The organism is Desulfobulbus sp. (genome assembly GCF_030824455.1).
In the GTDB taxonomy this organism is placed as follows: Bacteria; Desulfobacterota; Desulfobulbia; order Desulfobulbales; family Desulfobulbaceae; genus Desulfobulbus.
In genome coordinates this window covers 1-19,794 of the sequence record NZ_JAVBXR010000009.1, presented here as the reverse complement: position 1 = coordinate 19,794, position 19,794 = coordinate 1, and the positions used below count along the sequence as shown (strand labels likewise).

Annotated in this window: 14 protein-coding genes; 5 read left to right on the top strand and 9 right to left on the bottom strand. The window is 60.3% G+C overall.

What is annotated here, in order from left to right; all coding sequences use genetic code 11:
* The 6 genes from RCH93_RS01055 to RCH93_RS01030 all read right to left on the bottom strand — a co-directional run.
* A partial coding sequence (locus tag RCH93_RS01055) for a tetratricopeptide repeat protein (protein WP_306546240.1) occupies positions 1-451 on the bottom strand: 451 nt, incomplete at its 3' end.
* A 279-nt stretch (positions 452-730) separates the two neighbouring features.
* Complete coding sequence (locus tag RCH93_RS01050) at positions 731-1,363, bottom strand: hypothetical protein (RefSeq protein WP_306546238.1); 633 nt, start codon at positions 1,361-1,363, stop codon at positions 731-733.
* Positions 1,364-1,512: 149 nt separating this feature from the next.
* Positions 1,513-2,958: a glycosyltransferase gene (locus tag RCH93_RS01045; protein ID WP_306546236.1), complete on the bottom strand. Its 1,446-nt coding sequence runs from the start codon at positions 2,956-2,958 to the stop codon at positions 1,513-1,515.
* Positions 2,959-3,275: 317 nt separating this feature from the next.
* A complete protein-coding gene (locus RCH93_RS01040; RefSeq protein WP_306546234.1) occupies positions 3,276-3,836 on the bottom strand; it encodes a DUF2799 domain-containing protein in 561 nt (186 codons plus the stop codon).
* 83 nt (positions 3,837-3,919) lie between these two features.
* Entirely contained in the window at positions 3,920-4,801 is an 882-nt protein-coding gene (locus tag RCH93_RS01035) for an RluA family pseudouridine synthase (protein WP_306546232.1), read from the bottom strand.
* Positions 4,802-4,918: 117 nt separating this feature from the next.
* Positions 4,919-6,721, bottom strand: coding sequence for an ATP-binding protein (locus RCH93_RS01030; protein WP_306546230.1), 1,803 nt, complete (start codon positions 6,719-6,721; stop codon positions 4,919-4,921).
* A gap of 229 nt (positions 6,722-6,950) precedes the next feature.
* On the opposite strand from RCH93_RS01030, the gene RCH93_RS01025 reads away from it, so the two are divergent.
* From RCH93_RS01025 to RCH93_RS01005, 5 genes are all read left to right on the top strand, one after another.
* Positions 6,951-10,589, top strand: a complete 3,639-nt coding sequence (locus RCH93_RS01025; RefSeq protein ID WP_306546228.1) for a hydantoinase B/oxoprolinase family protein — start codon at positions 6,951-6,953, stop codon at positions 10,587-10,589.
* Positions 10,590-10,611: 22 nt separating this feature from the next.
* Entirely contained in the window at positions 10,612-11,853 is a 1,242-nt protein-coding gene (locus RCH93_RS01020) for an MFS transporter (RefSeq protein WP_306546226.1), read from the top strand.
* A 162-nt stretch (positions 11,854-12,015) separates the two neighbouring features.
* Positions 12,016-13,176, top strand: coding sequence for an MBL fold metallo-hydrolase (locus RCH93_RS01015; RefSeq protein ID WP_306546224.1), 1,161 nt, complete (start codon positions 12,016-12,018; stop codon positions 13,174-13,176).
* Positions 13,177-13,271: 95 nt separating this feature from the next.
* Positions 13,272-14,066, top strand: coding sequence for a murein L,D-transpeptidase family protein (locus tag RCH93_RS01010; RefSeq protein ID WP_306546222.1), 795 nt, complete (start codon positions 13,272-13,274; stop codon positions 14,064-14,066).
* Positions 14,067-14,248: 182 nt separating this feature from the next.
* On the top strand, positions 14,249-15,094 hold the full coding sequence (locus RCH93_RS01005; protein WP_306546221.1) for a molybdopterin-binding protein: 846 nt from the start codon (positions 14,249-14,251) through the stop codon (positions 15,092-15,094).
* A gap of 24 nt (positions 15,095-15,118) precedes the next feature.
* Here RCH93_RS01005 and ade read toward each other — a convergent pair whose 3' ends face one another.
* From ade to RCH93_RS00990, 3 genes are all read right to left on the bottom strand, one after another.
* Positions 15,119-16,768: an adenine deaminase gene (gene ade / locus RCH93_RS01000; RefSeq protein WP_306546219.1), complete on the bottom strand. Its 1,650-nt coding sequence runs from the start codon at positions 16,766-16,768 to the stop codon at positions 15,119-15,121.
* 191 nt (positions 16,769-16,959) lie between these two features.
* Positions 16,960-18,153, bottom strand: a complete 1,194-nt coding sequence (locus RCH93_RS00995; protein WP_373693239.1) for an MFS transporter — start codon at positions 18,151-18,153, stop codon at positions 16,960-16,962.
* Positions 18,154-18,575: 422 nt separating this feature from the next.
* Entirely contained in the window at positions 18,576-19,439 is an 864-nt protein-coding gene (locus tag RCH93_RS00990) for a transporter (RefSeq protein WP_306546216.1), read from the bottom strand.
* Positions 19,440-19,794: the final 355 nt, after the last annotated feature.

The following is a 19,794-nucleotide window of genomic DNA, read 5'->3' as shown; positions in this document are numbered from 1 at the left end:
AAAACCCCTTGATTTTAATTGCACTAGATATATTATTATCGGTCTCGATATTAGTTTTATATTTTGGAATAGAATTAAAATAGTTTGATAGTATATTGGCTTTTTCTGCATCAAGATTTCGCAATTTTTCGATTACATTCATTGCTTCCTTCGTATTACCTGACAAAAAATAAGACAATCCGAGATTGTACAAGATTTCGGTATCGTCTGGGCTAATTTTTAAGGATTTTTGATAGGCCTCTGCAGCATCAGGATAACGTTTGAGTTTGTTGTAGGTGCGTCCAAGCGCGTGCCAGATATTGGCATTATCTGGGTTGATTTTTAATGATTTCTGATAGTACTCTACAGCGTCAAGATAACGCTCAAGCTGGTAGTAAGCAATGCCGATGCTGCCCCATGCGCTTGCATTATTGGGTTCCTTTTCCGCCCACTTCAGGCTCCAGTCTAGCACCCCTTGCCAATCTTTTTATTCCGCAAGAGCTAAAGCCCACTCCTTCCATTCCGATTGTGTATAAATTGGAGTTACCTTGTCTGCATCCTGGTCCGGAGAAAGAGCAAAGATTGGTACGGGGAGAAATAACAAGACAAGAATTGCGAATATTAGCTTCAGATCTGATGGTAATGTCATAGACGGCCTCTCTTTGAGCATTCAACAAGATTTAAAACTACATTAAATCGGTATATTATACAGAATCTTTTTGAAACTTGGAAGCATCGGATTTGATACATCTTATGTGTTTTTATGTTTTATCAATATGCAAGCAGCTTTCCATGCGTTATTTTCAAGTTCTTCACATAATTCAGTCACATGAAGAGTGGCAATGTAATCGCTGCCAAGAAAAAATTTGCATTTTTTTAAAACATTTTTGATTCTGTCGTTGACCTTTTCTGTCGCTGTCTTGAAACACCCGGTCGTAGCTGATTCGTAGAAAGCGAAAACACCAAATTGTATTGATGATTTATGGCTATTTATCTTTAAAAATTTACCAATTCTCTTGATATCTTTCTCGTATTGGCCTGTCGAGTAAATTTGATTCTTCAACTCGATTATTGCTCTAGGGGTATTTTTTCCCCACCACAATAGAATGTCAACTTTACCTTTTTCTCTTATATCTCCAGGTAGGCGTCCTTTTCCTTTGGCACCAGCATCTACGAGGGCAGTGGTAGAGCCATTTTCTAAGGTAATATACTTTGCACCATCTAACTCAGAAATACATTTTGCCACGGTAGACGTAATAAAATATTCCGGAGCTTGCCATAACCAAAATCCACCAGACCACTTCTCGTAACTACGTTGTGCTTCGATGAAACCATCAAGTATTGCATCAATTATGGTTGGGATCGCGATTTGCCTGGGCATCATAATTCCTGCCATTATCTAGGGATTATGGACTTCTGAGTGGGTTTTCGGGGGCAGCATATCGAATTATCAATTGATTGTACGCCATCGCCACCCCGGAATTCCACCCTCCCCCTCGAACGTGGTCCGCGAGAGGGCGGAACGAACAGCCGTTATCGGTCGCGCCAGGAGGCGATGAAGATCGAGCCGAAGCCCAGGGCGAGCATCAGGTGAAAGATGAAAAAGCTGTAGTCCTTGACCTGCACGCTCATGAGCAGGGCGGCGGAGAACATCAGGGTCAGGAGGCCTTCCAGGATGAGGGTGTTGCTGATCGGGTTCTTCTGGGCGCTGTCCATCCGCTGACGGATGCGGCCGACGATGTTGTATTTGGGCGTGCGCACAAACGACGACTTGACGCCAAGATAGCCTTCGATCACCGCCAGCGAGTTGTGCAGGCTCAGTCCCATGGACATGGTCAGCAGCAGGGGAAAATAGAAGATCAGGGCCAGCACCTGCTTCCAGGACAGGGGCCGGGGCAGAAGGTTGATGTTGGCGTAAAAATAGACCGTGGCCACGCCGATCAGGCCGAGCAGCGACAGGCCGAGAAAGCGGGTGTCAATGGCTAGGTTGTCGAGAAAGGGCAGCAGGGCAACGCTGGTGAGGGCAATCATCAGCACGGCGACAAAGATCGAACTGTTGAACAGATGCGCCACAGCGTGCAGTTTGGTGGTGAAGTTGAGATCGCTTTTTAAAATCATCGGCGTCAGGCGGCGGGCGTTTTCGGCTCCACCCTTCATCCAGCGGAACTGCTGCGACTTGATGCCGTTCATCTCCACCGGCAGTTCGGCCGGGGCCTCGACGTTCTCCAGGTAGACAATTTCCCAGTGCTTGAGCTGCGCCCGGTAGCTCAGGTCCAGATCCTCGGTGAGCGTGTCGGCCTTCCAGCCGCCGGCGTCGTCGATGGTCCGTTTGCGCCAGATGCCGGCCGTGCCGTTGAACTGGAGGAAGTGATGGCCGGCCTTGCGCCCCATCTGTTCGATGGTGAAATGGACGTTGAGTTGCAGGGCCTGCAATTTGGTGAACAGGGAGTAGTCGTCGTTGAGGTGGGTCCAACGGGTCTGGACCACGCCGACCTTTTCGTCTTGAAAGTAGGGGACCGTGTTGTGCAGGAACTGCGGGTTGGGCAGGAAGTCGGCGTCAAAAACGGCAATGAACTCGCCCTTGGCCTGCTGCAAACCCTCGGCCAGGGCCCCGGCCTTGTAGCCGGTGCGGTCGGTGCGGTGGATGACCCGGACGTCGAATCCCTGGTTGCGGTAAAACGCAGCTTTTTGCTCGCACAGTTGGGTGGTTGCATCGGTGGAGTCGTCGAGGATCTGCACCTCGAACCGGTCGCGGGGATACTCCATGGCCACGATGTTGTCGATCAGCCGTTCCGCCACATAGGGTTCGTTATAGAGCGGCAGCTGGATGGTGACCTGGGGCAAGGCGTCCGGGGCCAGCGGTTGGGGCGGGGCGGTCTTTTTCTTGCCGAGATAGTGGAACAGCAGGTTGAGCTGGAGGAAATTGTAGATCAGGATAAGCGCAAGAAAAAATACATACAATCCAAACAGTAAATACATCGAAGGAGCGTTCCTTGAGTTGAAAACAGCGGATAAAAGGGGGAAGCCGATCCCGCAGACGTCGGGATCGCGCAAACAGAGATGGGTGAGGGCGTGCAGCCCCCTTCGCCGCGACATTTGCCGGGTTTCAACCAGGGGCGCTTGAGCCAAGTCGCCGTTGCCGTCAGTTTCCCCCTTGATAACACAGCGTCTCGCAAGATCAAATTCGCAATCTTACCGAAGAGGACCCCGCCTGTCAATCTTTCCCGGCCGCCAAAACGGGGAGGCGGGAGGCGGGACCTGATCGTCAGGGCGGGACGCGTGGGCTGAGGATGTTTTTACGGAGTGCGCCGAGACCTGGCTTCGTCGGTCAGGTCGTCGAGGTAGCGTTCGCCGGCGTAGAGATCGTTGCGCAACCGATCGTAGCGCCGGTCCAATTCGCGCAGGTCGTAGCGGAGCTGACGCCGGCTGTCGTCGGAGAGGTCTTTGGCGCGCAAGCGGCGCTCGGTGTCGGTGATCTGGTTTTCCACCGTGTCCAACTCCCGTTTGATCAGGTAGATCTCGTAGGCGGAGCGGTTGTAGTGGTCAAAGACGGCGTCAATCTCGGGCGGGCAGACGTGCTGATACCTGCGGCCCTCAAGGCCGGTGGCAAAGGCGTTGTCCAGGCGGCAGTATTCGCGCAGCCCTTGGGTGTGGCCGGCCAAATACTGTCTGCTGTCGACGGGCGCGCCGTATTCGGCGCAGGCGCGCGCATGCTGTTCCAGGCGGCTGGTCCGTTCCCCGGCCTCGCCGTCGTCCATGCCGATGCCGTACCAGTCGCCTTGTTGGCACTGTTCGCGGCTCAGGGTGGCGCATCCGGCCAGCAAAACGCTCAGCAGTATAACCCCAGCAATTTTCACGGTTTGCCTCCTCTGTTGTGTTCGCGCCTTTGACGGCAAAGCTGCTTCCGCGCCGTTTACGCCGTTTACGTTGTTTACGCCGTTTATGGCTTGGGCCGGCTCTCTTTGAGCAGATGTCTGAATTTTCCCGGCAGTTCCAGGGTAAACTCCATCGGCAGGCCGCTGGTCGGGTGGGTAAAGGCCAGGTAATACGACTGCAGGGCCATGCGCTTGATCGGGTCGGTCTTGGCCCCGTATTTCTTGTCGCCGGTCACCGGATGGCCCTGGTCGGCCAGATGGACCCGGATTTGGTTCTTGCGTCCGGTGATCAGAGTGACGTCGAGCAGGGCGTAATCGCCGGCGGTCTGCACCACTTGGTAGCTGGTCTCGGCGTACTTGCCCTCGCCGTTGTCATATTTGACCGAATAGACCCGGTGAATTTTCGATTCGCACAGATAGCTGCTGATCGTGCCGCTCTGCTGCTGCGGGGTTCCCTCGACAATGGCCCGATATTTTTTGCGCGCGTCCTGCCAGGAGCCCTGCAGGGCGTGCTTGGCCTCTTCGGTTTTGGCAAAGACCAGCAGGCCCGAGGTGCCCTGGTCCAACCGGTGGACGATGAAGACCCGCTGCTTGCCCTCGGGCCGTTCACCCAGGCAGGCGGTCAGTTTGTAGTAGGCGGTTTTTTGTTTTTCGGTTTCCGAGGCAATGGTCAGCAAACCCGGCGGTTTGTCGATGACCAGAATGTCCTCGTCTTCATAGAGGATGTCGATGCCGGCGCAGGGCGGGTACTTGACGCCGCTCTCTTTTTCCGAGGCAACGATCAGCACGTCGCCGGGGTTGAGCGCCTGCTCAAGACGGGTCACCGGCGTCTCGCCCACGCTCACCGCCCGGTATTTGAGCAGTTGTTTGACCTTGGTCCTCGAGTAGCCGGCCTTCAGCAGCGCTGCCAGCGCCGTGGTTGCTTCGTGTATCAGTGTTTTCTTCATGGAATTCCCCGGCGGGGTCGGATCGCGGGGCGATGCCGCCGTCGCCGTCAAGAGGGTTATGGAAGGGGGGGGCGTGTACAACCGGCGTTTGCACGCAGCGTCAAAGGCCCTCTGGGCTCAGTCGTCAAGCACCGAGCGCACGCAGCGGGCCAGATCGGCCATGACCACCGGTTTGTGGAGAAAGCCTTCGATGCCAATCGCTTTGGACTTGCCGCTGTCCAGTTGCTCGCTGAAGCCGGTGCAGATGATCACCTTGACGTCCGGCCGGATTTTTTTAATTTCCCGGTACAACTGCAGGCCGGTCATCTGCGGCATGGTCAGGTCGGCAATCAGCAGATCGATCCGGTCGGCCAGATTGCGGAAGGCCTCCAGCGCATCGTAGCTGCTGATGCGCGCCGTCACCTTGTAGCCCAGACGCTCTAGCATGCTGGTGGTCACATCGGCAATCGATTTCTCGTCGTCAACTAAAAGGATGTGCTCCGTTCCCCGGGGCAGGGGTTCCAGGCTGTTGACGGCTGACGGGGTCTGGTCGCCGGCCAGTTCCACCACCGGAAAGTAGAGGGTGAACACCGTGCCTTGGCCCGGTTCGCTGGTCACCCGGATCTCGCCGCCGTAGCCGCGCAGGATGCCGAGCACCACCGCCAGGCCCAATCCCGTGCCCTTGCCGCGCGCCTTGGTGGTGAAATAGGGGTCGAAGATTTTGGCCTGGGTGGCCTGGTCCATGCCGTGGCCGCTGTCCTCAATGGTCAGTTGCTGGTACAGGCCGGGGGAAATCGAAAAATGGTCGAATTCGCCCAGACCGAGGGTGACGGTCTCCAGCCGGATGCCCAGGCGGCCGCCCTTTTCCTCCATGGCGTGGAAGGCGTTGGTGATCAGGTTCATCAGTACCTGGTGCAATTGGGTGGAATCGGCCATCACCCGGGGGCAGTGATCGGGCAGCAGACAGTCGATTTCAATGGTGGCCGGCAGGGTGGGGCGGACCAGCTGCACCACCTCGCGAACCACTGCGGCAATCGAAACCGGTTGAATCTCTTGGTCGACCTGGCGGCTGAAGGTCAGGATCTGTTTGACCAGGTCGCGGGCGCGGCGGGAGGCGTCGATAATGCCCCGGCAGTGTTCGCCGACGCCGCTGTTGCCGGGGTTTTCGACCAGCATCAGCTCGGCCCGGCCCATGATTGGCGCCAGGATGTTGTTGAAGTCGTGGGCAATGCCGCCGGCCAGGCTGCCGATGGCTTCGAGTTTCTGGGTCTGTTGCAGTTGCTTTTCAAAGATCTTGATTTCTTTTTTCAGTTTGACCTGTTCGGTGATGTCGATCACGGTCACAAAGATTTTGCGCCAGGTCTGCTCAAAACCGGCGGCAACCACCGCCCGGCGTTCAACGGTGAGCAGGTCGCCGTTTAAGGCTTTGTTTTCCAGTATTATTTGCGAGCATCCCCCTTTGAGGAGATCGAGCAGGGCGGTTTTGAAATATCCGAGTTGGTCCTCGGGCCAGACCATGGTCAACAGGGTCAGGTCCGAAGGTTTCGTGGCCCCGTAAAGGCGCAAGGCGGCGCGATTGGCGTCGAGAACCCGGGCCATGGCGGCGCATCGGTCCAGGCTTTCCGGATTCTGCTCGAAATAGGCGCCCACATCGGTGACGCCTTGTTGATCCAGTTGATCGATCAAGTTTTTGACCGCGCTCAGATCCTCTTCCAGCAGCGGAATGGGCGAATGCTCAAAGAGCAGGCGGTATCTGGCCTCGGTTTCGGCCAGGGCCTTTGATTTGTTGGAGATGATCGTTTTTTTGCGCTGATTGAGGATGATCAGCACCAGGAGCAACAGGCCTGCCGCGATCAGGCCGGACACGGTGAGCAGACGCGAGAAGTCGGCGCAGAGCAGGGAGGCCATCCCATTGGGGGCGGGGGAGGTTGCGGGCGGCATTGGCGGAATCATCGCGAAAAGGGAGGGGAGACGTCAGGCGGCATGTTCTATCTTAGGGAGAAAGGTTCAACCTTGTCAAAAGGAAAATCCTTGCCGAACCGGCCGACTCGGGGCGTTCCGGCAAGGGCGGCCTGCCCCGCGACCGTGCTGGAAGGTGTTGACAGACAACAGTTGATGTGCGAAGACGATCAGCATTTGGGGCAATGATTGAACACGCAAGGAGCGGGGCATGCAGGCGGCGGACGCAGGAAAATGGCAGTTCTGGATTGATCGCGGCGGCACCTTTACCGATGTGGTCGCCAGGGCGCCGGACGGACGGCTGGTCACCTGCAAACTGCTCTCGGACAATCCCGAGCGCTATCCAGACGCCGCCCTGCACGGCATCCGGACCTTCCTGGGGCTGGCCGCCGATGCGCCGCTGCCGGTCGAGCGCATCGCCAGCGTGAAGATGGGCACCACCGTGGCCACCAACGCCCTGCTGGAACGCAAGGGCGAGCCGACCCTGCTGGTTATAACCAGAGGATTTGGCGACGGCCTGCGGATTGGCGCCCAGAACCGCCCGCAGCTCTTTGCCCGCCATATCGTCCTGCCGGAGATGCTGTACGCCCGGGTGGTCGAGGTCGAGGAACGGGTCGACGCCCAGGGGCAGGTGGTGGTTGCGCTCAACGAGGCGCAAACGATCCGCGATCTCCAGGCCGCCTATGATCAGGGATTGCGCTCGGCGGCCATTGTCCTGATGCATGGGTATCGGTTTCATCGCCACGAGGAGCGGTTGGCGGCGTTGGCCAGGGAGATCGGCTTCACCCAGATCTCGGTCAGCCATCGGATCAGCCCGCTGATCAAACTGATCGCCCGGGGCGACACCACCGTGGTCGACGCCTACCTTTCGCCGATTCTCCGCCGCTACGTCGACCGGGTGGCCGGGCAACTGGCGACCGGCTCCTCGGCTAGAACCCGGCTGATGTTCATGCAGTCCAACGGCGGGCTGATTGACGCCGCCTTGTTTCGTGGCAAGGACGCGGTGCTTTCCGGCCCGGCCGGCGGCGTGGTCGGCATGGCGCGCACTGCGGCCATGGGCGGTTTCACCCGCTTGATCGGTTTTGACATGGGCGGCACTTCCACCGACGTCACCCATTTTGCCGGCGAGTATGAGCGCAGCTTCGAGACCCTGGTGGCCGGGGTGCGGATGCGGGCGCCGATGATGCACATCCACACCGTGGCGGCCGGCGGCGGGTCGATCCTCCATTTCGACGCTGGACGCTTTCGGGTGGGGCCGGATTCCGCCGGCGCCAATCCCGGCCCGGCCTGCTACCGCCGGTCCGGCCCCCTGACCGTGACCGACTGCAATGTCCTGCTGGGCCGCATCCAGCCGGATTATTTTCCGCCGGTGTTCGGGCCCCAGGGCGATCAACCGCTGGACGCGGAGGTTGTCCGCCGCAAATTCGCCGCCCTGGCAGCAGAGATCGCCGAGATTGGGAAGGCGGCAGGAACGCCTGCGCCCTTGCCCGAGGCCGTGGCCGAGGGGTTCTTGCGGATTGCGGTGGAGAACATGGCCAACGCCGTCAAGAAGATTTCAGTGCAGCGCGGCTACGACGTCACCGGGTACACCCTGCAATGCTTCGGCGGGGCAGGTGGCCAGCACGCCTGTCGGGTGGCCGACGCCCTGGGCATGGAGCGGATTTTTCTCCATCCCCTGGCCGGGGTGCTCTCGGCCTACGGCATGGGGCTGGCCGACGTCCGGGCGCTGCGCGAAATCCAGATCGAGCTGCCTTTGGCCGAAGCCGATCTTCCGGCGCGCCTTGCCGCCGCCGCCGAGCCGCTGATTGACGAGGCCCGCGCCGAGGTGCGCAATCAGGGCGTGGGTGAAGATCAGATCAAAACCCGGTGCACCGCGCATCTGCGCTACGGCGGCGCCGACACTGCCCTGGAGGTGGCTCTGGACGCGCCCGAATCGATGCGTCAGGCCTTTGAGGCCGCCCATCGTCAGCGGTTTGGCTTTGTCGCCCCGGACCGCGGCGTGATGGTTGAGGCCCTGGTGATCGAAGCCGTGGGCGGCGGCGAGGAGTTGATCGAGCCCGAGCACCCGCTAACCGACAGGGCGCCGCAGGCCGCAGGTTCCATTGCCCTGTGGTGTGACGGCGGCTGGCGGGACGCGCCGCTTTACCTTCGGGAAGACCTGGAGCCGGGGCAGCGTCTCCACGGTCCGGCCCTGATCATCGAGCCCATTGGCAGCGTGGTGCTGGAGCCGGGCTGGCGGGCCACGGTCAACAGCCGCAACCATCTGATCCTGGAGCGCCATGTGGAGCGCCCCCACCAGGAAACCGTCGGAACCGCCGTTGATCCGGTCATGCTTGAGGTCTTTGCCAACCTCTTCATGTCGATTGCCGAGCAGATGGGGGTGACCCTGGCCAACACCGCCCACTCGGTCAACATCAAGGAACGCTGCGATTTTTCCTGCGCCCTGTTCGACGCCCAGGGCAACCTGGTGGCCAACGCCCCCCACGTGCCGGTACATCTCGGGTCCATGGGCGAGTCGGTGCGGGCGGTTCTTCGCGACAACCAGGGCCGGATGCGGCACGGCGACGTCTACATGCAGAACGCGCCCTACAACGGCGGCACCCACCTGCCGGACGTGACCGTGATCACCCCCTGCTGGAACGAGGCGGGGAGCGAGATTCTGTTTTTTGTCGGCTCGCGCGGCCACCACGCCGACATCGGCGGCCGGACCCCTGGTTCGTCGCCGCCCGATTCCCGCCGGATCGAGGAAGAGGGCGTGGTGATCGACAACTGGCTGTTGGCGGCGCAGGGCGTGTTTCGCGAGGCCGCAACCAGAGAGCTGCTGCTTTCCGGCCCTTATCCCTGTCGCAAGGTCGAGCAGAACCTGGCCGATCTCACCGCCCAGATGGCGGCCAACGAAACCGGTCGACGCGAACTGGCGCGCATGGTCGAGCATTTCGGACTGGACACGGTGCGCGCCTACATGGGCCATGTCCAGGACAATGCCGAGGCCTCGGTGCGGCAGGCGCTGGCGGCGCTGCAAAACGGCGCCTTTACCTACCCCATGGACGACGGCAGCCGCATCCAGGTGCGGATTTCCGTTGACCGCAAATCCCGTGGGGCGGTGATCGATTTCACCGGCACCTCGCCCCAGCACCCGGGCAACCGCAACGCCCCCCGGTCGGTCTGCCGGGCGGCGGTGCTCTATGTCTTCCGCACCCTGGTCGAGGATGATCTGCCCTTGAACGAAGGCTGCCTCAAGCCGCTGACGATCATCATTCCCGAGGGTTCAATGATCAACCCCCAGTACCCGGCGGCGGTGATTGCCGGCAACACCGAGGTCTCGCAGGCGATCACCGACTGCCTCTACGGCGCGCTCGGCCTGCTTGCCGCCTCCCAGGGCACCATGAACAACCTGCTCTACGGCAACGCCTGCCATCAGAACTACGAAACCATCTGCGGCGGCGTCGGCGCAGGGCCGGATTTTGATGGCGCCAGCGCGGTCCACAGCCACATGACCAACACTCGCATGACCGATCCCGAGGTGCTGGAACTGCGATTTCCGGTGCGGGTGGAGGAGTTTGCCGTTCGTCGCGGCTCCGGCGGCAAGGGGCGGTTCCGGGGCGGCAACGGCGTGGTCCGCCGACTGCGCTTCCTCGAATCCATGACCGCCACCATCCTTTCGTCCAACCGGGTGACCGCACCCTACGGGCTGGACGGCGGCGGGCCGGGGCTGCGCGGCCGCAACACCCTGCTGCGGCAGGACGGAAACATCATCGAGCTGCAGGGCAACGACGAGGCCGCAGTCCAGCAGGGCGATCAGATCCGCATCGAAACCCCGGGCGGCGGCGGCTTTGGTTCTGCCTCCTAAGATCCGCAACCCAGGCCCAGCCATGCCCCTCGCTCCCCGCACGCTTCCTTTTCATTACGGCTGGCTGATTGTCGCCGCCGGTTCGCTGGGCATTTTCGCCTGCATCGGTCTGGCCCGGTTTGCCCTTGGCATGCTGCTGCCGGCCATGGGGCAGGATCTGCACCTCAGCTACGCCCAGATGGGAACCATCTCCACCTCGAATTTTCTCGGCTATCTGGCGGGGATACTGGCCGCCTCGCATCTGGTGCGGCGGTTCGGGGCACGGGCGCTGACGGCGGCGGCCCTGCTGCTCTCCGGGCTTTCGATGGTGGGGATCGGCTGCGTCAGCAGCCTGTACAGCATTGTGGTTCTCTACATCCTCACCGGGGTGGGCAGCGCCCTGGCCAATATCCCGATCATGGCTATGCTGTCCACGTGGTTTTCAAGCAAACTCCGGGGCAAGGCGGCGGGCTTGGTGGTCAGCGGCAACGGCGCGGCGATTGTTTTTTCCGGCCTGGCCGTGCCCTGGATGAACAGCCTCAGCGTCTACAACTGGCGGCTCAGTTGGGTGGCGCTCGGCGCGTTGGTCGTGCTGATTGCGTTTGTCTGTCTGCTGACGCTACGCAACCGGCCCCAGGATCTGGGGTTGTTTGCCGCCGGCCAGGAACCGCAGGCGGCCGGAGGTCAGCCTCATCAACTCAACCGCGAGCGTTCTGTCCCGCTCCGGCTGATTCTCCACCTGGGCGCGCTGTATTTCGTTTTTGGCTTCACCTTTGTTGCCTACGCCACCTTCATCGTCACCACCATGGTCCAGCAGTATGGATTCAGCCAGCAGACGGCGGGTTCTTTCTGGTCCTGGGTCGGCTTTTTCAGCCTCTTTTCCGGCCCGCTGTTTGGCGCGCTCGCCGACCGGGTCAGCCGCCGCTTTGCCCTGGCAACGGTGTTCGCCATTCAGACCCTGGCCTATCTGCTGGTCGGGCTCCAGTTGTCCGTGCCCTTCCTCTATCTCTCCATCGGCTGCTTCGGCATCGTCGCCTGGTCGATTCCCTCGATCATGGCCGCGCTTGCCGGCGACTATGCCGGGCCGGACAAGACCTTTGCCCTGTTCAGCGCCGTCACCTTCATCTTTGCCGTTGGTCAGGTGGCCGGGCCGTTTCTTGCCGGTCTGGTCGCTGAGCACACGGGCGATTTTTCAGGCAGTTATTTGCTGGCTGCGGCCCTGACCGCCATGGCTGCGGCGTTGGCACTGCTGCTGCCGAAACCGATTGGTCCGCATCGGCAATAGGCGCGTCGAGGACGCGGAATGTGGCCAGAACTTCTGCCAAGTCGTCCAAAAGCGGCGACATGTCGCGGTAACCTCAATAAAATATTGACAATAATTTCCGGTTTCAGTAGCGTTCCTGCAGCCTAATTCGGGCAAGACCTCTCATCCTGCAAGGAGAGCATTATGGCGGCCTTCACCTACGAGGCAAAGGACTTGTTCCAATGGTTGACCACCCGTGCGGACATGGTGGTGGTTGACGTCAGAAACCCAAAAGATTTCAATCGCTTTCACGTTGAGAGCCCCTATCCCTTCACCCTCCAGAATATTTCCTACTACGACTTCATGGAGAACGAAGAGGAGTCGGTGGGACGCGTCCCCAAGGGCAGCAAGGTCCGCATTGTCTGCGCCAAGGAGGGATCGGCCAAATATGTGGCCGAGATATTTGACAAACATGGTTTTGACGTTGGCTATCTGGCCGGCGGCATCAAAACCTGGGGCAACCTGCTGGTTCCCAAATTGGCGGCCGCAGGCGACGACTATGAGCTCTTTCAGTTCATCCGTCCGGGCAAGGCCTCGTGCAGCTACGGATTGATCTGCGGCAAGGAGATGATGCTGTTTGATCCCTCCCGCAACCTTGATTTTTATCTCGGGTTTGCGGCGGAAAAGGGCTGCATCGTCAGCAAAACCTTTGAAACCCATCTCCAGGCCGACTATATTGCCGGCAGCCGCGACCTTGCCAGGCGCACCGGAGCCGTGTTCTACGCCAACGACGGCGATTTCAAGACCTCGAAGAACCCTTACGTTGCGCTGCGGGACGGCGAGATCCACAGCTTTAGTCACGGCGGCCCCAAGGTGCGGGTGCTGTTCACCCCCGGCCACACCCCCGGCTCCACCTCCTATGTGATTGACGAGCGGTTTATCGTCTCCGGCGACATGATCTTCATCAACTCGGTGGGGCGGCCCGATCTGGGCGGCAAGGCCGAAGAATGGGCCGGGATGCTGTTTGACTCCATCCAGATGGTCAAGGGGCTTAACCCCGGCCTGATGGTGCTGCCCGCCCATTATATCGACTGGGCCGAGGCCAACGAGGCGCTGCTCTTCACCCGGACCCTGGGCGAGGTGCTGGAACGCAACAAAAACATTTACGAGATCGAGGCGCTGCCCGCCTTTGTTGACTTCATCAAGGCCAACATGCGGCCCCAGCCCGAGGAATACGCCGTGATTCGTCTGGTCAACGCCAACCTCCGCGAGGAAGAGGAGGATCGGCAGGAAGAACTGGATCTCGGCAAGAACGAATGCGCGGCCTCGGCCTACGCCAAGGCGCAGCAAGCGCAGGAGGCTTGAACGCGTTTGCACGCGACTGGATCGTCCACCGTGGTTATTGGCTGTCCGCCCATTTTCTTGGCGGATGGTGTGTTTTTCTCTTCTTACAAAGGCTTATGAATCTCACATACAGATACTCTTCGTTGTGCAAAGGGCTGCTGTTTTTTTCCATTTTCACCTTCGCCGCCAGCTGGGCCGCACCGGAGGCCTTCAGCGCCGACCTGCCGTCCACGCCGAAGTTGGCAACCGTGCTGGCTAAGACCAAGCCGAAAATCCAGCAGGAGCTGCAGGACAAGGGCTTTGCCGTTGGCCAGCCGATTTTTGTCCGCATCTTCAAAATACCCGGCATTCTTGAGTTGTGGATGAACAAGGGCAGGGGCTTTGAACTGTTCAAATCGTATAAAGTCTGCAATTACTCCGGTTTTCCCGGACCCAAGGTCAACGAGGGCGACTGGCAGTCTCCCGAAGGGTTCTACAGCGTCTCCGCCGAGCAGTTGAATCCCAATTCCCAGTATCATCTGGCCTTTGACGTCGGCTATCCCAACGAGTTGGACGTGGCCAAGCATCGCACCGGCAGCTTGATCATGGTGCACGGCAACTGTCAGTCGGTCGGCTGTTTCGCCATGACCGACGGCCGCATCGAGGAGATCTACCTGTTGGCGCACGAGGCCCTGGCCAGGGGGCAGGAAAAGTTTGCCGTCCACATCTTCCCCTTTGCCATGACCCCCAAAAACATGAAAAAGTTCGCGGCCTCGCCTTGGATCAAATTCTGGGAGAGCCTGGAGCCCGGCTTTGCCGCCTTTGAACAGTCCAAGCAGGTGCCGGAAATAGCGGTGCAAAACGGCGAGTATGTGGTTGCCTCCCGCGTGCCGAAGCTGGCGATGAAGCACAACTTTGACCAGGATCGGTAAGTCCGTCTTTTTCACGCGGTCAGCGGTTTCTTCCATGCTGCCGCGTTGCATCACCAGTGTACACCATTGAAATCCATCTGAGCGGCGCGTGCGGCTCGATGGATTTCTTTTTTTGAGGCAAGCGTCATCTGATCGTTTGCGCCTCAAGTCGAAATATTCGCACCGCATCAAGAGGAAACGCCATGTCTGCACCTGTAACCGTCGAAATACTTGTGGTCGGCAATGAACTCCTGCGGGGAGAGATTCTGGACACCAACACCCACTGGATCTGCCGCCTGATTAACAGTCGCGGCGGCCGGGTGACGCGGGTGACGCTGCTGCCGGACATTGAGGAGGAGGTGGCCGAGGCGGTGCGGTCGGCAATTGCTCGCGGTGTGGGCGTGGTGTTCACCTCCGGCGGGCTGGGGCCGACCGACGACGATCTGACCCTGGCGGCGGTGGCCAAGGGCGCGGGCGTGGCGCTAACCCTGGATGCGACCGCGCGTGAGATGGTGCGGCAGCGTTACGACGATTTTCACGCTCAGGGGGTGTTGGCCGAAGGCGGGCTCAACCCCTTCCGGGAGAAAATGGCTTGGCTACCGACCGGCGCGGAGCCGTTGCACAATCCGGTGGGCACGGCGCCTGGAGTGCTGTTGCGCGCGGGCAGGAGCGTGATCATTTCCCTGCCGGGAGTGCCGCCGGAGTTGGAGGGCATCGTCACCCATTCCCTGGCCGACTTCATGGACCAGACCTTTGGCGCCGGCGGGGCCTTTGCCCGCTCTCTGACTGTGCGCTGCAACGACGAATCGATCATGGTCCCGGAGCTCAGCCGGGTGGTCGACCGCTATCCGCAGGTGTACATCAAATCCCTGGCCCGAGCCCTGGGCGAGGTCCCGGAACTGGATATTCTGTTCACCGTCATCGGCGGCGACGCCGCGATGCGGCAGACCCTGGTCGACGGGGCTGTGGCCGAGTTGCAGCAGGGCTTGACCGCGCTGAGCATCGCCCACTGGGAAAAGTCGCGGGAAGCGGACGGGCGCGTGTCCTGAGCGCGCCGCAAGCTTCAAAAAAAATCAGGCGGTGAGCCAGAGGTCCACCGGTTGGAACCGCTCGGCGTCGAATAATCCCCAGTCGGTGAGTTTGAGCGCCGGGATGACCGGCAGGGCCAGAAAGGACAAGGTCATAAATGGCGCCTGCAAGCTGCAGCCGCATCTGCGGACCGTCTCGGTTAGCCGGGAATAGGCGGCCGCCGCCTGTTCGCAACTGCCGGCGCTCATCAATCCAGCCACCGGCAAGGGCATGGTCTGCACCTCGCCCTGGCCGTCCACGGCTGCAAGGCCTCCGCCGTGGGCAACCACCGCGTTCACCGCCGCCGCCAGCAAATCGTCGTCCGTGCCGGCGGCAATCACATGGTGCGAGTCGTGGGCGACGCTGGCCGCAAAGGCCCCGCATGCAAGGCCAAAGCCCGAGGCCAGGGCCAGGGCGGGCGGCGCATCAGCGGCATAGCGGTTGAACACCGCCAGCTTGATCAGGTCGCGGGTCGGATCGGCCGCCACCGCGCCGTTGCGGATGGTGGGCAGGCAGGCACTGGCGTCGGTGATCAACTCGCCGTCGCGCACGCCAATCACCCGGCAGGCCCCATTGCGCGCTGGAATGCGAAAAGCCGCCGCAGTCACCGGCCGAAGCGCGAACTGGTTGGGCAGGCTCAGCGGCTCCAGCAGGGGCAATCGGGAAACGCCATCCTCCGCCGCAATCCTGCCGTCCATCACCGTGCGTCGCACCCGAAAACCCCGCAAATCCTCGACTTCCACCCAATCCGCCCGGTCGCCCGGCTGCAGTAATCCCAGGTCAAGGCCGTAATGCCGCACCGGGTTGAGACAGGCGGCCGCAAGCGCGTCGAACAGGTCGATCCCGGCCTCAACCGCGATCCGCACCGAATCGTTGATGTATCCCCGCAACAGGTCGTCGGGGTGTTTGTCGTCGGAGCAGAACATGCAGGCCTGGGGATAACGCCGGAGCACGGGCAGCAGGGTCGCAAAGGTCCGCGCCGCCGATCCCCGGCGGAGCAGCACGCGTATTCCGGCTCCTGCCTTTTCCATGGCCTCGTCAAGATCAAGGCATTCGTGGTCGGTGGTGATCCCGGCCTGGAGATAGCGCAGCAGGTCAGGCCCGCGCAGGCCGGGGGCGTGTCCGTCCACGGGCTTGCCGCGTCGTCGCGCAGCCGCCAGTTTGGCCAGAATGTCCGCGTCGCCGGACAACACCCCGGGAACGTTCATCGTCTCCGAAAGATGGGTGACGCCGGGGCGGTCAAGAAGAGTGGCCACAGCTTCGGCGTCGAGGACGGCGCCTCCGGTCTCAAAGGGGGTGGCCGGCACGCAGGAAGGGGCGCCGACGGCGAAGCGAAATGGGGTGCGCGCGGCTTCCGCGAGCATAAAGTCAACCCCGCGCAGGCCAAGCACATTGGCGATCTCGTGCGGGTCGGTCACCGCCGCAATCGTGCCGTGGCGCACAGCTTCCCTGGCAAAGGCGGTTGGCGTCAGCATTGAGCTTTCCACATGGACATGGGCGTCGACAAAGCCCGGCAGGATAAAGCCCGGCCCTGGATTTGCTTCGGGACGCACCGTCGCGATCCGCCCTGAAAGGTCCACCTCGATCCGGGCGCCAAAGATCCGTCGGTTGACCACGTCCACCACCGTTGCGCTGACCGCCTTCACTCGTTCCATATTTTCTCTCCGTTCAAGGTTTGGTATGGCCGTTTTTTGTGCCGGTTTTGCAACAAGGTGAAAAGACCCACAAACAGGTGCCGTTGTGCCCGTTTCCACACGCAATGCGCGTCACAGGAAATGGAGAATCCCACCAGGGCGCACGCCGTGCGCCCCTACGATAGAACAGACGGGCACAGCCTTGTTCGGAATCAGCCCGTCTCTTTCCCAGCCGCCGCCTGATGATGCAAAAAACTGCGGGTTGCCAGCGGCAGCAGCAGGGCAAACACGCAGGCCAGGAGCAAAAAGGCGGTCTGCAGTCCTTTGCCGTCGCTGATCCAGCCGATCATCGGGCCGCTGACCACATAGCCCAGCCGGAACAGCAGGCTGTGCAGGCTAAGGATGCTCGCCCGCATCTGCCGGGTGGCATGCTGCTGGAGGAAGTTGCGCAGGATCGGCCCCTGCAGGCCGCGCATGGCGGTGAGCAGATAGTAGAACAGAAAACTGCCGACCATCGAGGTCAACCCCAGGCCAGCATAGGCCACGACAATCAAAGCGAAAAAGAGCAGGCAGATGCGCCGTAGGCCAAGCGCGTCCAGCATCCTGTGGCTGTGGTAGGCAAAAAAGGCCACGGTCAGATTGGCCCCGGCCCAGACCGGCCCGAACCAGGCCAAGGGCACCCCGGTCTGCTGCATGAACGGCTGCACCAGCCAGACCGGATAAAAAGAGGCCAGCCCCAGCAGCACGCCCAAGACCATGGTCGCCCGCAGCAATTTGTTCTCGGTCAGGCCGTAGCGGCCGATGCGCAGGGCCTCGCTCAGGTGGGAGGTGATCTGCGGCCCCTTGTCCGCCTTGGGTTCGTGGAGCGACAGAGCCACCGCCAGAGCGGTTGCCCAGACCCCGATCTGCACCATGAAGGGCAGTAGAGGATTGGTCACGTACATCAGCCCGGCGCAAAGCGCGCCGCCCGCCTCGCCGATCTGCGCCCAACCCGCCATCCGCCCGTCGCAGCGGGTGTAGAGTTCGCCCCTGCCGCCCTCGCGCAGGGTTTCGTAGAGCAGGGCGTTGTCCGAGCCGCTGATAAAGGCGTAGCAGACGCCGAGCAGCAGCTCCGCGCCAATCACATCCCAGAAGCTGTGGGCAAAAAGGTAGGCGGTCCAGCCGGCCATGCCAAATACGCAGGCAATGACCAGCGCCAGCCGATACCCCAGCCGGTCGCTGACGTAGCCCGAGGGGTATTCCGTCAGCAGGTTGGCGGTGGAGAAAAAGACGTTGACCAGCAGGATTTCCGACAACGACAAGCCGATCTGGTCTTTCCAAAACACGGTGATGATTGCCATGGGAAAGAGCATCATCTTCAAGGCGGCAAAGATGTTGAGCTTGAGGATGTTGCTGGTCATCGACATGGACAGGGGACAGGGAACGCGGGTGCATGAATTGGGCGACGGAGCCGCCGGCGCTGGCCGCCGTCTCCGTACAATGATGTTCGTGCTATACAGTGCGGGGAAATTTTTCGCATCCGTTTCCTTGCGGAACGCGCTCTGGAAACGGGGGGGCGGCCGGTGAGAGCAGGCGTCCACAGGCGGGAGGGCCTTGTCTTCCCCCGGCCCATGCCAGAGGAAGACAAGGTGATTGTTGAGCGAGAAGAACAGCGTTGCGCTGTTCGGATGTTGAGAACATTCAATGCTTCAGGCCCTTGGCAAGGTGCAAAGGGCATCCCATGGCCGTGCGACGTAGGAAGAGAGGGGGAGGTCCGTCGCACGGCCATGGGGCCGCTGGTTTGCTGGATGCTGGTGGAATGCGGCTGGTCTCCCCCCTTTATGCCGGCTTAATGGAAGAGATTGCCGAAATCGGTGGCGTAGAAGAGACGGGCTTGAATGACCTCGGCCTCGGGTCCGTCGTCCGCCGTCTTCACGTCTTGCCGATACTGGAGCATCACCTGCCAGCCGGGGGCAAAATTGAAGGCCAGGGTGGAGCCAAGGCTCTGGGTGTCGGCGGAATTGTGCTGATCGATGTCGTCAACCTCTGTGGACCCGCCCCAATGGCCGTAGTAATCCAGGGAGAGCGCCAGGCTTTTGGTCAGGTCGTAGCTGATGTGGCTTTCCAGGTTGAAGAGCGGATCTTGAGAGAGGTTGCTGTTGCCCCCAGCCTCGTCGTTGTCGGTGAAGAAATCAACGCCGGTGGTCAGCTCGAAGTAGAGGTTGTGATCCGGGTTCACCTCCCAGCCTTTGGTGAAGTTGAACTCCTCCCGGAAGGCCCAGCGGTTGTTGCCCATGTTGACGGCCTGATTTTCGTCGTAGTCGCCGGTGGGCAGGAAGAAATACGGGGAAAAAGCGAAATAGGTCTTGGCTTTGGCGTCGTTGACAAACCAAAAGGTGCCCAGCAATATGATGTCGCCGATGCCCGAGGAGGAGTCGTCAAGCCCGCCGGCGTCGTCTATGGAGGCGTGGCCAAAGGGAACGATGATCTGGGCGTTGGCCAGGTAGGAGCCAGCATTGAAGTAATAGACCTCTCTGAGCAGGAAAAGATCTTCGGTAAAGTCAATGTCGTCGACCGTAATGTGATCGTAGTACAACAACGAGAGCAAGGTGTTCGGCGGTGCGGCAATGTAATCGCGCATCAGGTTGTCCGCAAAACTTGCCGTTGGAATGAGAAGACACGTACAGATGATGGCCAGAATACCTTTCTTCATTACTTTCTCCCTCATGTTGTTGAATTGTGAAAAATAATGTTTCTCCTGGGCAGGTCAAAGCAAGCGATGTGCCGAGTCGGTCAACTATTCTTTCAAGGGAGGTTGGTTGCCGCTTTGTTCTTGCTTGATTTTTTTGAAAATCTCTGCTGATCGCTGCAATATCGGCAATCGGGGATCGGCCGCGCGTCACAGCGCCAACCCGAGTTGCAGCAGAAGAAGTTGATCGGCAACCGCCTTCGTCTGGATTTGGCGGTGCGGGAAAATGAGAGCCGAGTCAAAAGGTTACGTGACGCGGCCGTGATGGGGCACAATGACCGGCGGCCGCTGTGCTCCTGGTTCGTTGTCGGCGGTTGAC

Excerpts from the sequence above, each read along its gene's own strand:
- RCH93_RS01050 (WP_306546238.1), bottom strand. The coding sequence starts at position 1,363 with ATGATGCCCAGGCAAATCGCGATCCCAACCATAATTGATGCAATACTT.
- RCH93_RS01045 (WP_306546236.1), bottom strand. The coding sequence starts at position 2,958 with ATGTATTTACTGTTTGGATTGTATGTATTTTTTCTTGCGCTTATCCTG.
- RCH93_RS01035 (WP_306546232.1), bottom strand. The coding sequence starts at position 4,801 with ATGAAGAAAACACTGATACACGAAGCAACCACGGCGCTGGCAGCGCTG.
- RCH93_RS01030 (WP_306546230.1), bottom strand. The coding sequence starts at position 6,721 with ATGCCGCCCGCAACCTCCCCCGCCCCCAATGGGATGGCCTCCCTGCTC.
- RCH93_RS01025 (WP_306546228.1), top strand. The coding sequence starts at position 6,951 with ATGCAGGCGGCGGACGCAGGAAAATGGCAGTTCTGGATTGATCGCGGC.
- RCH93_RS01020 (WP_306546226.1), top strand. The coding sequence starts at position 10,612 with ATGCCCCTCGCTCCCCGCACGCTTCCTTTTCATTACGGCTGGCTGATT.
- RCH93_RS01015 (WP_306546224.1), top strand. The coding sequence starts at position 12,016 with ATGGCGGCCTTCACCTACGAGGCAAAGGACTTGTTCCAATGGTTGACC.
- RCH93_RS01010 (WP_306546222.1), top strand. The coding sequence starts at position 13,272 with ATGAATCTCACATACAGATACTCTTCGTTGTGCAAAGGGCTGCTGTTT.
- RCH93_RS01005 (WP_306546221.1), top strand. The coding sequence starts at position 14,249 with ATGTCTGCACCTGTAACCGTCGAAATACTTGTGGTCGGCAATGAACTC.
- ade (WP_306546219.1), bottom strand. The coding sequence starts at position 16,768 with ATGGAACGAGTGAAGGCGGTCAGCGCAACGGTGGTGGACGTGGTCAAC.
- RCH93_RS00995 (WP_373693239.1), bottom strand. The coding sequence starts at position 18,153 with ATGTCGATGACCAGCAACATCCTCAAGCTCAACATCTTTGCCGCCTTG.
- RCH93_RS00990 (WP_306546216.1), bottom strand. The coding sequence starts at position 19,439 with ATGAAGAAAGGTATTCTGGCCATCATCTGTACGTGTCTTCTCATTCCA.